The sequence below is a fragment of the Arenibacter aquaticus genome (assembly GCF_003957295.1).
Classification (GTDB): Bacteria; Bacteroidota; Bacteroidia; order Flavobacteriales; family Flavobacteriaceae; genus Arenibacter; species Arenibacter aquaticus.
Map to the genome: position 1 here is coordinate 200,939 of NZ_RQPJ01000003.1, position 15,637 is coordinate 216,575.

Below are 15,637 nucleotides of genomic sequence, written 5' to 3' on the forward strand. Positions count from 1 at the left end.
TGGCTAATAAAGTAAAGGTAATATGCCCCATACACAATAAATAGAAACGGGTAGTATATTGGTTTACCTATTCCCTTTCTATAGCAAAAGCTTTTGTTGGATTGACGGACAGCAACATGCTAATTTCCTTTTCAGAAAATCCTCTGGTCCGTAGAGCTGGAAGCAGCTTGGTAAAAATATCGGTGTAGGGGGTAATGGATTGGCGATCCTTTTGTGGATCGTACCAACCCGCATCGTGGGATATCAATATCCTATGCAGAATTCCATGTTGCTTTGCAAATACCAATTTTGAAAGGTGCTTGTCCATATCCCACCCTAGTCCGTCCAGACTGATCCAACACCCCTTGGCTGCGGCCTTTAGATAGGAGTTATTGTCTTCTTCTGCTTGGGCATGTACCCAAATAAATTTGGTTACATCTCCTCCCATTTCCTCAAGTATCTCCAATTGTGGCCATAAGCCCACTGCTTTTCCGGTATGGGAAGCTATGGTTAGTCCCGTCTCCAAACTGGTAAGGGCGGCAGCTTTAACCAACTTTTGATGCAGGATATCAAGAGGGTCTGTAGTATCTACCCCTATTTTAATAAAGCCCGGTTTAATAGTAGTACCGTCTATTCCTTTTTCAAATTCATTGATCCATTTATTTGCCAGCCCATCAGCTGTAATTTCCTCGACATATTTTGGAAGGAATATATTATCCCTTGCCCCATAAAGTCCGGTATTGGTAATGATCTTAAGCCCTGTTTTGGTTGCCAATTTTTCCAACAGCAACACATCACGCCCCAGATAGGCAGGGGTGGCATCCACAAAATAATTCACCTTATAATTTGCCAGATCTTTCAGGTAAGGTAGCACCTCTGTCATTATGGAATGGTGGCTCCAACTTTTAGGCCGAATGCTATCTGCCCCAATAAAATCGACCAAAACGTGCTCATGGGACAGCCATATTTTAGAAGTATCCACGGAGCTGCTTCCATGTACATGCTGTATATAGTCCTGCTGAGCGTAAACTGCTTCTCCAAAAACCATTACAGTAATTATGAATAGAATCGATAATTTTGGAGGGCTGCACATCTTGGGATACCGTTAACTTATTTAATAGCATCCAAGGCACCATTCACATAACCTACGCATTCGGCCAGGCCGGCAAATAGATTTTCGGTATCCTTTTCAAATTCCATGGCCATGGCCCCTCTATAGTTTGCCTCTTTTAAGGCTCTAAGTACGGCTGGGATATCCAAAACACCCCTTCCAAACTCGATGGACTTCCCCTTAGCTTCAGACATGTCCACATCTTTTAGATGTACATCGTATAAACGATCGGCATATTTCTTTATGTTCTCTGCAGGATCCAGGCCTAAACGTTGAACATGCCCTACATCAATACAAAGACCGATACGTGAATCCAGTCCTTTGATCTTATTGTAAACCACATCCGGCGTTGGATACACCTCATCACCTGGTCCGTGATTATGAATGGCCAATTTAATATTGGTCTCCTTTACTTTCTTTTCCACTAACGGCAACAAATCGTGATTGGGCACTCCTATTATCACCTTAGCCTTTGCTGTACTGGCATAACGAAAGGCATTTTCTACTTCCTCTTTGGTTTTCATATAGATTACCCCTACCCCATAGAGATCTATACCCGAGTTATGACATTTACGGGCAATTTCTTTAATCTCATTTTCCGTACTATCCAAAGGCATATGCATGCTCTTAAGTGCCAATTGCTTTATATTTAGTTTTTTTGCCAGATCCAATGTCTCCTCCAAACTATATTTTCGGGTAGAATAAGATGCCAGGCCCAGACTTAGACCTTTGTCCTCTCTAACTATTTCACTTTCCTTGAAGATATTTATAAAGGGGGCGGCAGTGACTGCTGAACTTGTTGCCATAAGGCCCCCAAGGCCCAATGTCTTTAAAAATTTGTTTCTTGAATACTGCATGGATTATGGTTTTAGGCTATTTTAATTAATATTGTAAGGTATGAAATATTTGGTCTTTTAATACCAGTCACTTTTTTCTTTGATATATCTTCCTAAAATTTCAACGAAAGCTAAGCCTTTTATGTCCAAATAAAACACCCTCCCAGAATTAACCCTAAGCGATGTAGTTTCTCACATCCCCCTTTCTTATAACCGGCTTTCATTAAATTTAATCTGAATAACTCCTTACAAAAACTACATACTTTTTTAGATTGGGCCTAGCATCACCAGGAGGCCAACTTCCGTCACTGGCCCATGCACGACCTGAATGCGACATGGTAGCTGACCACAAGTGATAGCCAGTATTTTTCATTAAATTGGGAAATAGGCGTTCCCTTAAATCCCTAGGTTTTTGAGCACCAGAATACTCATAATCCCTATCAATTTTATTTATAAAACCCAAGGTATTCAACTCATAGGCCGTTGGCAACCTCCAATCCGTATGGCCCGCAAACAATACGGTAGCTTTTCCTTTTTTAAACTGCTCCAAAGATTGTGATCCTAAGAGGTCTTTGGGGCTAATTGTTCCTGTGAGATCTGAACATGCAGTGGCTCCGTGTCCAAAATAATAAGTGGCATCGAACCAATTTAACGCTAAAGGTTCACCTATAAAATCCCTACCGTTCCAATCGGTTCCCCAAGCTCCCCTAATCCACATCAGCTTATTTTTACTGTCAATCCATGTTCCATCCTGCCTCAAGACCAAATGGCCAAAAATAGGGTGCTCTATTAGCTCTTCCTCTTTAGCTGGCATAAAATCCCTAGTATTTCCAAAACCCGTCTCTTTGGTTTTCTTAAGTTGGGTCCACTTGGAAACCCTTAATCTTGGAACCGCAAAATGGGAGGCTATCATCCAACCTATCAGTCCGCCCAATGTGACAGAGGATACAAAGTAAATAAAATTAGAATTCCATATCAGTTCTTTGATCTGCTCCAATACTTATATTTTAAAAGGATATACCAACTAAATTCTGGGGGAACTATAAATACATCAAATAAACGGGACAAATAAAGGAGTAACCAGCAAATACTAAAAGGGTCACGCACCATAGTTGCCAAGGTATTCCAAATATACTAATATCCGAAAAACCATGGCAAGTGTTAAAAACGTTTCATGTTATCCATACATCTCCAGGCTAATATCAAATTTCCAAGTATTGCGGTATAAATGGAATGAAGAAAATAAACAGTTTAGATTCAAACTATGAATCATAAGTTTTATTGATTGATATTTTAATATCATCAGAAAATGTTATCGTAAATTTACGTGAAAATTTATTTGTAACTTAATTGAAAACTTTTTAAAACTAACAACAATGGAAAATAAAAAACAACCCGGCCCATCATCCAATGGAAAAGTATGGGATGTTAACGATTCAAGTGCAAAATGCCCATTTCTTAATGGCGAATTAAATCAGGCTGCCGGTGGTGGTACGTCCAACCGCGAATGGTGGCCCAATCAATTAAAGCTCAATATACTTCGGCAAAATTCATCAATGGTAAATCCTATGGATCCGGATTTTAATTATGCGGAAGAGTTTAAAAAGTTGGATTTGGCCGCAGTGAAAAAAGATTTATACGAATTAATGACAACTAGCCAGGATTGGTGGCCGGCAGATTATGGCCATTATGGTCCATTTTTTATCCGTATGGCCTGGCACAGTGCGGGCACCTATCGTATCCATGATGGTCGAGGTGGAGCCGGTTCCGGATCGCAACGATTTGCTCCCTTAAACAGTTGGCCGGACAATGCCAATCTGGATAAGGCGCGCCTTTTATTATGGCCCATTAAAAAGAAGTACGGCAAAAAATTATCCTGGGCAGATTTAATGATCTTGGCCGGAAACTGTGCCCACGAATCTATGGGATTGGAAATGTTCGGTTTTGCAGGGGGTCGCGAGGATGTATGGGAGTCTGAACAGGATGTTTATTGGGGTTCCGAAACAGAATGGATGGGCAACAAGGAACGCTATTCCGAAGATGGTGAATTAGAGGCGCCCTTAGGTGCTGCCCATATGGGACTGATCTATGTTAACCCCGAGGGCCACAATGCCAATCCAGACCCTGTGGAGTCGGCACATTATATCCGTGAAACTTTTGGTCGGATGGCCATGAACGACTATGAGACGGTAGCCCTAATTGCAGGCGGCCATACTTTTGGAAAAACCCATGGTGCCGCTGATCCTACCAAATATGTAGAGGCAGAACCTGCTGCTGCAGGCATAGAAGCCCAAGGATTGGGATGGAAAAACAATTATGGAAGTGGTAAGGGAGCAGACACTATTACAAGTGGTATAGAGGGGGCATGGACCAATACCCCTACCCAATGGAGTCACACCTATTTTGAAAACCTATTTGGTTATGAATGGGAATTGACCAAAAGCCCGGCCGGTGCGCACCAATGGAAACCAAAAAATAATGCTGGAGCAGGAACTGTCCCAGATGCCCATGACCCAAACGTAAAACACGCCCCATTTATGTTAACTACGGATCTTTCCCTACGTATGGATCCTGAATATGAAAAAATATCTAGGCACTTTTTAAAGAACCCAAAAGAATTTGCGGAAGCCTATTCACGCGCATGGTTTAAATTGGTGCACCGAGATATGGGACCGGTTTCCCGCTATTTAGGCCCTGAGGTGCCCAAGGAGCAGCTCATATGGCAAGACCCCGTACCTGTAGTTGACCATGAACTGATCAATGACAAGGATATTGCCGATTTAAAAACTAAAATTTTGGCATCCGGACTTTCCATTTCCCAGTTGGTCTCAACTGCCTGGGCATCGGCATCCACTTTTAGAGGATCCGATAAACGCGGGGGTGCCAACGGAGCACGTATCCGCCTAGCTCCCCAGAAAAACTGGAAAGTGAACAATCCAGAGCAATTGGCCACAGTATTGGATAAATTGAGTTCCATTCAAGAGGAATTCAATGCATCACAATCCGGTAATAAAAAAGTATCCTTGGCAGATCTTATTGTTTTGGCCGGAAATGCTGCTATAGAACAATCCGCTCTAAATGCAGGAAAAAAGGTGAAGATTCCTTTTTACCCAGGTCGCACCGATGCCACCCAGGAACAAACCGATATAGAATCTTTTGAGGTATTGGAACCAAAGGCTGATGGATTTAGAAATTATATTAAAGAAAATTATAAGGTTACTGCAGAGGAATTACTAGTGGACAAGGCTCAATTATTGACCTTAACAGCACCGGAAATGACGGTTCTTATTGGGGGGATGCGTGTCCTGAATACAAATTATGACGGGTCGCAGCATGGGGTTTTCACCGAACGTCCCGAAACCTTGACAAACGATTTCTTTTTAAACTTAATTGATATGGAAACAACTTGGAAGGCTATTTCCAATGCCCAAGATCTCTTTGAGGGTCGTAACCGTAAGACTGGTGAAATTCAATGGACCGGTACCCGTGTCGATCTTATCTTCGGTTCCAATTCCGAATTAAGGGCCATTGCCGAAGTGTACGCCTGTGAAGATTCCTCGGACAAATTTGTAAACGATTTTGTTGCGGCTTGGGGCAAGGTTATGAATCTTGATAGGTTCGACCTGGCGGACTAAGACACGGCATTAAACCAAATATTTCCAATTCATATCTGAGTGGATATATTCACATAATAATGCTTAAAATTGGAAAATCCCGTCTCTAAACATCAAGGCGGGATTTTTCTTTAGTCGCTATCTGTATACTTATAGGAGCCCTATGAAACAACCCTTCCCATAAAAGGATCGCTCTTGGAAGCTTTCCCGGTTTCCACTCTCCCGGCATATCGTCTTTCAAAGCCCGAATTTCCAGGGAGACGCAATGAGAAATCGTACCATCCATAACTCTTTGCACAGCTGACCACTGCGGTCTGCACCTTCCCCTTTTTAATCCGTATTTTTTGATCAGGGTTGCCGTAGGCATGATCTACAATCATCATATCCACATTTTTTTTCTTGGAGTTATTGGTTATTTGGATCTCTACATTGCCAGATAAGTTTTTTATAAAACCTCTCTTTTTTTGGTACCCACAGCCTATTTGCAGCTCTGGATCCGAAACACTCCCCATAAACTCCCTATAAAAACCGTTGGGCCCATATACCCTTAAATGGTACCCTTTGTCCTCAAAATGAGCTAAGGGCCATTCATATTCCAGCTTATTGCCCTTCGCTACGGCAAAGGGCCAGGTTTGTACAGGCATAAATTTAGAGCCGCCGTTAGGCTCTTCTTGCAGATATTTACCCGGCGCATAAACATTAAAAGGAGCGCCCTTGGCCTTATCTCCAAAAAAAGCATCGGCAGCTGTGAACTGAATACGGAAGGAGTTCTTGTCCGTAGTTAATTCTCCGTCCACATATAACTCATATGGCAAAGCACAGGAGTCCCTAATTCCAGGCTCTTGTTGGGGCATAAATGAAGTCTTATATAGGTCCTTTTTAGCATTGGAAATATCCTCTTTGCTTAGTGGCCTAAAATCCTTGGGCAATTCCTTAAAGCTGGCATTGTAGACCTGCTGCATAAAATGGTTACGTTCAATAGGCTTTGGTATTGTGTAGGGCTCTCCATTATAGGGCCTAAAGGCAGAGGTTAGGTTACCACTAATTGCCCTGCGCCAACTACTAATGTTGGTTTCCTCAACAGATTTTCCGGTTCTTTTCTTTATTAATTCTTCCAAGAACATTAAGGTGGAGGTAATATCGCACACCTCTGAGTTTACCCAACCGCCTTTACTCCAGGGTGAAGCTACCACCATTGGCACTCTATAGCCCAGACCCATTGGGCTTTCTCTAGCGCCCTTGGGATCCATATCCTTTTTGGCCATCTCCTGCTTATAAGAGGCATATTCCTCTGCAGTGTTTAGGCCAGGCGAAAGATTTTTGGTATGTCTTGGATTAGGAGCTACAAAAGGAGGGATATGGTCATAATACCCATCGTTCTCGTCATAGGTAAGAACAAAAATAGTTTTCTTCCATACCTCTGGATTTTTGGTTAGTATATCCAGAACCTCAGAAACATACCAGGCCCCGTACCAAGGTGCGCTTGGGTGATCGGAAAATTTCTGTGGTGCGGCCAACCAAGAAACGGTAGGTAACTTTCCCTGATCTACGTCTTGCCTAAATTGATGCAATATATCTCCCTTGGGAACCCTAAGCGTACGCTGATTACCCTGATCATCATAGGTCAAAGATTCCGTTTCATGATAATGTGGATCCCCAATATTAGTGGTAAACGCCTTATTATGTAGGTTTTTATCGTATTCAGAAAGCTTTTCAAAATTTTCGTAATTCCAGGTCTTTAGAACATCCTTAACCTGATTTAATTGCTTCTTTTTCTTCTTTAGTTTTTTTTGATATTCCTGTTTTTTATCTTTGGAAAGTTGGTTCATGCCCTTTTCTAAATCTGCAATCTCTGATGGCAAGCTCTTCTGTAAGTCTTTGATATACCTTTGAAAACCGGTGCTATAACGCACATTGTATTGAGAAAACCACTCTAGGTTATTATCGGTAAAATTAGCCAAAAGGGATGCGTCGTCTACCCCTGTTGGCAAACTGATCTCGTTTTGGTAAACCTTCCAAGAAATACCGTTTTCCTCCAGTCTTTCCGGAAATGTTTTCCAACTGGCCTCCCTACTGTAGGTTACCTCGGAATTTCTGACACAGGGTCTATTTCCATGAGTGTCCCAAGATTTACCTGTCCAAAAATAATTTCTATTGGTAGTGGTTCCTGTAAGGGCTGCGCAAAAATGTTGATCAAATACGGTAAAGGCATCGGCGAAGGCATAATAGAACGGTAGGTCTTCACGGGTATAATAACCTAGTGTTAGAGGCATATTACCATATTCCTCATCCGCTTTTTTGGCATCAAGCCATTGGTCGTATTTACCATTGTTACGGGCATCTACTTGGCTTTCCCAATGATGGGGCAAATCTCCCATCCAGGTTGCCTGCGTATCTTTTATGTTCAACCGGAAAGGAACATAGGTCTCACCGTCCTTATTACTTTGAAGCCATACGGGTATTTTGTTGGGCAATGAAATGGCCCTTGGGTCATTATAGCCCCTAACACCTTGCAATGTCCCAAAACAGTGATCAAAGGAACGGTTTTCCTGCATTAGAAAAACCACGTGTTCCGCATCGTAAAAAGTAGTTCCACTATCTGGATCAATTTCCAAGGCCCGTCTAATAGAGGGCGGCAAACTTGCGGTTACACCCATTCCCCCGGCCAACATACCGGCCTTTTTTAAAAAATCCCTTCTAGTATCCATTTACAAATCAATATTAATTTCTATACCATTCCAAATAAGCATTTAAATATAGCCTATTTCCATTTTTACTTAGAAATTTTCCAGAGGTTATTTCTATCTTTTAAAAATAGTCAGAGATAAACCCTTTGCGTTTTAAATGTTGTATTATGGCAAGAATAGACCACAAATCATACTTGGGTTAGATTTTATATCCCAATTTAAAGCTAAAATGCAGTGCAGAAATATTGTAAAAAGGCATGCCTTGGGCGAAACAAGCTATAAGTTTGGGAAAGCTATTGTTTCACAATGGAAACTTTAATAGCGGTACAAGACGAGGGTACGATCAGGGTAAAATTTTATGGCTGTAGAAGACTGGGTAAAATTCACCAATCTTTCGTCATGCCTAGTCTACAGTCAAAATTGGCTCTTGTAATTTTATTTTGGGCCATGCATACAGTAGGTTAAAAAAATACTGAACCAATGCTTCCAAAACTTCTAAATTAAATAGCACGGTCTACCTTTTAGACACCCACTTCCTGATAGACTTTTTTCTTTTTGTAACGGCGTCCGTACCATAGCAGTAGTCCTGTTACTGGTAAACTCGCAGTGAGTAGACTTACCAAAAAGGCAATTATTTTACCAGTAATACCACCAATGGCGCCAATGTGAATGTCATAATTCATTCGCAATATTTTATCGGCAAATTTGGCATTCTTATACTTACCATAGATCCCGGGGGTCTCAATTTCTTCCAAAGTATTTTGATCAAAAAAACGGTAGTCCGAATCATAATAAATCCCTTTGGTATTGGACACCTCTACATAAACACTGGTGGAATCGGACTCTGGGTAATGTAACTCATAACTCTCCGCTTCCGGGGATTCTATTTTCAACTTGTTTATTAAATTATCAATGGGCTTTACACCTTTGACTTCTGAGGATGTTTCACTGCTATTTTCAGGAATTATAAATGCAGGCACCTTCTCTCCACCTGATGAAGCATAAACCACATATTTTAACCAATCATAAGAAATAACCGAACCGGTAAATGCTAGTATTAAAGCCAATGAACATATATAAAATCCAATTACAGTATGTAAATCAAAATTTTTGCGCTTCCATCCAGTGCTGCTTTTCCAATCAAATTTCAGTCGTTGCCTCAAGTTTTTTCGCTTTTTGGGTATCCATAAGACTATTCCTGAAATAATAATCAGAATAAAAATGAGTATCGAGGCCGATACAAGCTGCTCGCCAACCTCCTTGGGCAGCCATAAGCGCATATGACCTTTTAAAATAAAGGCAAAAAAACCACTTAGATGATCTTCAACCTGTAAAAGCTTGCCCGAATATGGGTTCAGAAAAACACTTTGGTAAAATTCTGGTTCGGCATCGTAAAAAATTACTTCCACAGCATCTACCTTGGAGTTTTTAAATAAAACGCCATGTATGGAATTATTTGGAAAAACAGACTGCCCCAAGCTTTTGGCCTCTGTTGGTGTAATCATAGCTTTCTCTTGAGGTACCACCTTTTTGTAATCGTCATACAAACTTTCAATTTCATCTTTGAAAGCCCAACAGCAACCGGTTATGGCCACTATAAATACAACAATTCCCGTTGCGATCCCAAGAATCTTATGTAACGCTAGTATTTGTTTTCTTACTGTCATTTCACAATAAATTAATCATGCCCTTAAAGTAAATTCTTATTCAATAATTGAACTTCAAAGGCATGAAATTATTAGGTTTTTACTCTAAAACTTAAAGCTAAAAGTACCTAAGAACATTCTAGTTTGTTGTGGTGTAACAGTACTCCAACCAGAATAGTACATTTTATCCGTTAAGTTATTTCCCTTAATGCCAATTCTAAATTTATTGGTTTCGTAATAGACGGAAGCATTAAAAATAGTATACCCAGGCAAGTAAAAACTACCTGTCATAGCTTTGTAATCAACCATAGTGTCATACTCTGTTTGACCGTTAAAACCGGCCCCGACACCAAATTTCCCCAGAAACTTGTAGTCTGCCCAAAAGTTATATGTTATTTCTGGTCCCGACTCTCCATAACGGTTACCCTCTAAATGGGTGGCTGAAGGGGAATCTGTAATTTCTGAATCGTTATAACTAAAACCACTATGTATATTTAAGCCATTGATAGGGTTTGCATTTACTTCAAGTTCTATACCCTGATTATTTATTGCCAAATCTTGTGTTTGGGTAGACCAATAATACTTATTGTCAACGTTAATGTTATAATAACTTAGGGTTGCCTCCAATTTATTGTGGAATAAATTAGATTTCACACCAAACTCCAATTGATTTGCCTCTTCAACATCATAGGACTGCAAGGTGGTTTCACCAGTTGTAAAATCAGTAACATAACCTGGATTTACATATGAAAATCCATTTTGATAATTAGCAAAAACCGATAATTCGTTTAGAATAGGTTGATAGACAATGCCAAATTTAGGCGATAATGTAGATTCTGTATATTCTGTATCATCATCAGAATCCGTATTGACATCTCCCTGATAATCAAACCTATCATATCGTACACTTCCCATTACAGATAAGGAAGGCAGTATGTTTATTACATCGGAGACATATGCCCCCAGTATATTCTGGCGCACATCACTATCAACATTCCCTATTCCGGATAATGCTGCACTTAAATTATCCTCATTAATTTCCGGTTCTCCATACACCAAGTTACCCTGAAGGTCTAGTGTATGCAAGTACCCCCAATTGGAACTTTTATCAATAGTTTTTGAATCCAAATAATCAAACCCCACCAAAATTTTGTTCTGCACATTTCCTATATTGAAATTACCGGTAAAGTTTTGTTGTAGATTTAAAGTTTTAGTTCTGGCATCGGTATCTTGAGCGTATAATGCGAAGTTTTCCGTTCCTACAGGAGCCGCCGCATCGGTCCAATCGGCAGCGTTCCATAAATAGGTATAATAACCCAATGATTTGGCCAAACCTCCTGCAATCAAAGTTTGGGAAGACCAGTTATCCGAAAGTTTCCAAGCAATTTCACCACGATAATTTTGTGTGATATTCTCAATGGTAACATCATTGTTGGTAAAGGACAAATTGGTATCATAATCCAATTCCTCAATAGAACCAAAAGCTAAAGGGCCATATCTATTCAAAAACAAAAAAGTTTCGTTTGTTTGCTCATTTCCCGATGCTTCATAAGAAAAGTTTAATGACAGGTTGTTATTAACCTTATAGGTCAATGAGGGAGCAACAAAGACTGATTTTTTAAACCCTGCATCTTGAAAACTATCATCTTGCTGAAAACCACCATTAAAACGCAGGGACCATTTTTCATTATTGGCAAGATTGACATCGACATTTAATTTTGTAAAATCATTGGATCCGCCTGCTAGGGTAATGTTGCCTCCAGTGCTATTGTATGGTTTTTTGGTGATAATATTTATAAGACCGCCATAAGAGGTTACAGCGCTACCAAACAAAGTTCCTGAAGGGCCTTTGATGACTTCTACCCGCTCAACATTTGAAGGATTAATAAAGCCGTTGGTTATACCGGCAACACCGTTTACCAATTGGGGCTGTACTGCAAAACCGCGACTGGAGTAATACCCGGCGCCGTCTCCGCTTCTACCTGTTGAAGCCCAAAGCTTAGTAATACCCGCCGCATTTTTTAATGCATCCTCAAAAGTGTTGACAGATTGGGATATGAGCAATTGGTTGGTAATGGTATTGTATACCTGGGAATTTTCTATATTTTTTAGCGGCATTTTAGAAACATAGGCTGTTTGCTTTCTGGAGAATTTATTTCTTCGTTCGGCTTCAACAATAACTTCCGATAAAATTTCATTGCCCTCATAGAGGACTATATTTTCCAAATCCAAAGATTGGCCGCTGGATACAGAGAACGGAATTTCCCTTGTTTTAAAACCAAGATAGGAAAGGGTCAGAACATACTCTCCACTATCCAAGTTGGTTATCTGGAATTGACCACTCTCGTCGGTTTGCGTCCCTATATTTGTATTTTTTACGGCAACATTAACTCCGAACAAGGAGGTTTGTGTATTATCTGTTATGGTACCCTTAACGGTTGCATTTTGGGCAAACACTACCTTACCCAATAAGATAAAACATAAAATTGCTAGTTGGCTCTTCATTTATTTTTATTTAGATTTGTTTTAAATAATAAACTGACGCCAAAAGTATTGGTTAGGTTTGAACTGTGCAAATTATTTATATTAAATCTAAATAAGAATTACGCAGTCAAGGACCTCCAAGAATGCACAGGGAATAAGGTATAAATAAGCCCCTTAAAGAGAACTGCTGCATAGCCCTTAACTCCACAGCTTAACCCTACGATAAATAAAAGATTAACAAACCATTAGTTGAAAAGATATTAGACCTATAAATTGATGCTTTTATCTTTATTTAATAGATAAAATTGGCTCGACTTATTGAGGTAGATGAACTTGGATAGGGGTTTAAAACCATATATAGTACCGCCAAAATACCAATGATCTACTGCTTAAAGAAACATATAGGTTTCTGAAGGATAGATGAGGCCAAAGGTTATATTATGTTGATATTATATGAAGAAAACACGGTGCAGTACGTATGTGTGCCAAAAGGCATTGGACCAAGTAATTATTGCTCTATAATTACGGTCTCGGCCGAAGCTCCTAGATCCAGCAACAGCTTTGAGATATTTTTTACAAACTTCTTGGGACCACATAGATAAAAGTTCTGTCCAAAATCGGATATATTCTCAATAAGATATTTACGATCTATTCTATTGCCCCTAAAGCCTACCACATTTTCTCGGGTGAATATTTTTACAAAGTTACCGGCCAGCATTTTCTCCAATTCTTCCTCTAGAATAACATCTTCAGAAGTCTTGTTGGAATAGATCAATTTATTACCGTGCAAATTCTTATGGATATACAAATGCCTAAAAATTGATATAAAAGGAGTAATACCGGCTCCACCGGCCAAGAAAACACCAGGACCTTTGTATTGTATGGCACCAAAAACATCGTGCAGTATAAGTTCTGCCCCAGCGTGGGTACGTCCCAATTTGTTGGTAACCCCATCATGGTCATTATAGATTTTGATCATAAATTCTAAAAAACCATGTTCCTGTATTGAAGTGAAGGTAAAGGGTCTTAATTTATCTTTCCACTCAGGAAGGTTAATGGAAATCTCGGTGGCCTGACCTGGAATAAAATCATAGCCCACAGGCCTTTCTACCACAAATCGCTTTACGTCGTGAGTGATAAAATGTGTTTCCAATATTTTAACAATATGCTGCTTCATTGCTTTATGTATAATGGTCCTGACCTCCTCAATTGTACAGTATTAAGTTAATTTTTTGAATTGGATTATCCAAACTGCCCATAACCTATTGTCTTATCTATATTCGGGATTATTAAACTTCCATCGTTCACCATTCTCCCATTCCTTTTTAGAATTACCATAGGGTGGGTAACCACTGTTCTTTTTAAGCATAGAGGCCAAATGCAATATATTATAGGTCATAAAGGTGGTGTTTTTATTGGTAAAATCGCTTTCCACTCCTGCAGCCTGATCCAAGGTTTCACCTTGCCATTCACTATCTCCATAACTAGGTCCCGGGCCTACTTCCCCTATCCAACCACAATCTGCCTGTGGCGGAATGGAATACCCAATATGCTGTAGGGAATAAAGAATGCCCATGGCACAATGCTTTACCCCATCTTCATTGCCTGTTATTATACAACCTCCCACCTTACCGTAATAAATATATTGTCCTTTATCATTGGTTTTACCGCTCATGGCGTATAACCTTTCTATCAGTTTTTGGGCAATGGAAGATTTTTCCCCCAGCCATATGGGAGTGCCTACAATAAGTATATCGGCATCCAAAATTTTATTAAAGAGTTGGGGCCATTCATCCTTTTCCCAACCATGCTCCGTCATATCTGGGTATACTCCATTGGCAATTGCATGATCTACCAAGCGAATATGCTCAACGGATACCCCCTCTTTTTCCATAATTTCTTTGGATACTCCGATCAACTTTGCAGTATGGCTTGTACGGGGCGATTTTTTTAAGGTACAATTGATGTAAATAGCCTTTAAATTACTAAAATCCATATTCCGTATATTTTAAGGTTTAATACTTATAAACTTTCATGTAGACCCCATACGGCCAGAAGATATTGGGCCGCCCAATGCGTCAACAGCCTTAACCTAAAATCTCCTTTATTTCCTTTAATTCGGAATCGGTAAAACTCAAATTGCTCAATCCAGCAATATTGTCCAATAATTGTTCTCTACGGCTAACCCCTATTAATACAGTAGAAATACGCTCGTCTTTCAACAACCATGCAATGGCCATTTGGGCCAGACTCTGTCCACGTGTCTGTGCCAAATTGTTTAGCCTCTTAACCTTTTCCAATATTTCTGGAGTTATTTGTTCTTCTTGCAAATAGCGCCCGTCTTTTTTGGCCCTACTATCCTCAGGAATACCGTTTAAGTATTTATTGGTCAATACCCCTTGTTCCAGGGGCGAAAAGGCAATGGAACCCATTCCCTGTTTTTCCAATTCTACCAATAATCCATCTTCCACCCAGCGGTCAAACATATTATACCTTGGCTGGTGAATTAAAAGTGGGGTTCCCAGATCTTTCATTATCTTGGCGGCCCTGGCTGTTAGATCTGCCGGATACTGCGAAATTCCCGCATACAATGCTTTTCCCCTTTGCACCAAATGATGAAGAGCTCCCATGGTTTCCTCCAAAGGGGTATCTGGATCGGGTCTATGGTGATAAAAAATATCTACATATTCCAGCCCCATCCTTTTTAGACTCTGATCTGCCGAGGCTATCAAATATTTCCGAGATCCAAAATTACCGTAGGGCCCAGGCCACATATCCCAGCCGGCCTTTGAGGAAATAATAAGCTCATCCCGATAGGGCTTAAAATCCTGTTGGAAAATACGGCCAAAATTTTCTTCTGCGGCCCCGTAAGGAGGACCATAATTATTGGCAAGGTCAAAATGGGTAATTCCATTGTCAAAGGCACATCGCAATAATTCACGTCCTTTTTCCAAGTCGTTGGTGTGACCAAAATTATGCCAAAGACCTAAGGACAATAAGGGCAAACGAATGCCGCTATTGCCACAGCGGCGATATTGCATAGTATCATATCGATTATTATCGGCCTGATAAAGATCGTGTGAAAAAGAGTCATTTATATTCATATCTATTTTTTATAGTATTTTCAAATTTAACAACAATTGCCCCCAGTTCCAATAATAGTCATATCCTCGTTTTATTGCCATAATGGCTATAACTACCTAGTTGGGGAATTTATAGTCAATATACGGTTTTTCCATACCAAGGATAAATCATATCAGAAAAATCTTGACGCCATCGG

At 40.1% G+C, this 15,637-nt stretch carries 10 protein-coding genes; 1 reads left to right on the plus strand and 9 read right to left on the minus strand.

Translation table 11 applies throughout. The annotated features are described in order from the left end of the window. Positions 1-67: 67 nt before the first annotated feature. From EHW67_RS08020 to EHW67_RS08030, 3 genes are all read right to left on the minus strand, one after another. Positions 68-1,027: a phosphotriesterase family protein gene (locus EHW67_RS08020; RefSeq protein WP_126161860.1), complete on the minus strand. Its 960-nt coding sequence runs from the start codon at positions 1,025-1,027 to the stop codon at positions 68-70. Positions 1,028-1,089: 62 nt separating this feature from the next. Beyond that, a complete protein-coding gene (locus tag EHW67_RS08025; protein WP_126161861.1) occupies positions 1,090-1,947 on the minus strand; it encodes a sugar phosphate isomerase/epimerase family protein in 858 nt (285 codons plus the stop codon). A 208-nt stretch (positions 1,948-2,155) separates the two neighbouring features. Beyond that, positions 2,156-2,923, minus strand: coding sequence for an Lcl domain-containing protein (locus EHW67_RS08030; RefSeq protein ID WP_126161862.1), 768 nt, complete (start codon positions 2,921-2,923; stop codon positions 2,156-2,158). A 379-nt stretch (positions 2,924-3,302) separates the two neighbouring features. Here EHW67_RS08030 and katG point away from each other — a divergent pair, with 379 nt between their 5' ends. After that, the gene (katG, locus tag EHW67_RS08035) at positions 3,303-5,561 is read left to right on the plus strand and encodes a catalase/peroxidase HPI (protein WP_126161863.1); all 2,259 of its coding nucleotides are present in this window, start codon (positions 3,303-3,305) and stop codon (positions 5,559-5,561) included. A 140-nt stretch (positions 5,562-5,701) separates the two neighbouring features. Here katG and EHW67_RS08040 read toward each other — a convergent pair whose 3' ends face one another. The 6 genes from EHW67_RS08040 to mgrA all read right to left on the minus strand — a co-directional run bounded on the left by EHW67_RS08040 (position 5,702) and on the right by mgrA (position 15,461). Next, positions 5,702-8,248 carry a phosphocholine-specific phospholipase C gene (locus EHW67_RS08040; RefSeq protein ID WP_126161864.1) on the minus strand — a complete coding sequence of 849 codons (2,547 nt, stop codon included), beginning with the start codon at positions 8,246-8,248 and terminating at the stop codon, positions 5,702-5,704. Positions 8,249-8,748: 500 nt separating this feature from the next. Further along, complete coding sequence (locus tag EHW67_RS08045; RefSeq protein WP_126161865.1) at positions 8,749-9,894, minus strand: PepSY-associated TM helix domain-containing protein; 1,146 nt, start codon at positions 9,892-9,894, stop codon at positions 8,749-8,751. A gap of 84 nt (positions 9,895-9,978) precedes the next feature. After that, the gene (locus EHW67_RS08050; protein ID WP_126161866.1) at positions 9,979-12,378 is read right to left on the minus strand and encodes a TonB-dependent receptor; all 2,400 of its coding nucleotides are present in this window, start codon (positions 12,376-12,378) and stop codon (positions 9,979-9,981) included. Positions 12,379-12,865: 487 nt separating this feature from the next. Then, the gene (locus EHW67_RS08055; protein ID WP_126161867.1) at positions 12,866-13,534 is read right to left on the minus strand and encodes an FAD-binding oxidoreductase; all 669 of its coding nucleotides are present in this window, start codon (positions 13,532-13,534) and stop codon (positions 12,866-12,868) included. Between the two features lie 93 nt (positions 13,535-13,627). Continuing rightward, positions 13,628-14,353: a flavodoxin family protein gene (locus tag EHW67_RS08060; protein WP_394343584.1), complete on the minus strand. Its 726-nt coding sequence runs from the start codon at positions 14,351-14,353 to the stop codon at positions 13,628-13,630. Between the two features lie 91 nt (positions 14,354-14,444). Then, a complete protein-coding gene (mgrA, locus tag EHW67_RS08065) occupies positions 14,445-15,461 on the minus strand; it encodes an L-glyceraldehyde 3-phosphate reductase (RefSeq protein WP_126161869.1) in 1,017 nt (338 codons plus the stop codon). Between the last annotated feature and the right edge of the window lie 176 nt (positions 15,462-15,637).

What these genes read in the sequence shown, in the direction of transcription:
- EHW67_RS08055 (WP_126161867.1), bottom strand. Translation starts at nt 13,534, where the DNA reads ATGAAGCAGCATATTGTTAAAATATTGGAAACACATTTTATCACTCAC.
- EHW67_RS08040 (WP_126161864.1), bottom strand. Translation starts at nt 8,248, where the DNA reads ATGGATACTAGAAGGGATTTTTTAAAAAAGGCCGGTATGTTGGCCGGG.
- mgrA (WP_126161869.1), bottom strand. Translation starts at nt 15,461, where the DNA reads ATGAATATAAATGACTCTTTTTCACACGATCTTTATCAGGCCGATAAT.
- EHW67_RS08020 (WP_126161860.1), bottom strand. Translation starts at nt 1,027, where the DNA reads ATGGTTTTTGGAGAAGCAGTTTACGCTCAGCAGGACTATATACAGCAT.
- EHW67_RS08025 (WP_126161861.1), bottom strand. Translation starts at nt 1,947, where the DNA reads ATGCAGTATTCAAGAAACAAATTTTTAAAGACATTGGGCCTTGGGGGC.
- EHW67_RS08060 (WP_394343584.1), bottom strand. Translation starts at nt 14,353, where the DNA reads ATGGATTTTAGTAATTTAAAGGCTATTTACATCAATTGTACCTTAAAA.
- EHW67_RS08045 (WP_126161865.1), bottom strand. Translation starts at nt 9,894, where the DNA reads ATGACAGTAAGAAAACAAATACTAGCGTTACATAAGATTCTTGGGATC.
- katG (WP_126161863.1), top strand. Translation starts at nt 3,303, where the DNA reads ATGGAAAATAAAAAACAACCCGGCCCATCATCCAATGGAAAAGTATGG.
- EHW67_RS08050 (WP_126161866.1), bottom strand. Translation starts at nt 12,378, where the DNA reads ATGAAGAGCCAACTAGCAATTTTATGTTTTATCTTATTGGGTAAGGTA.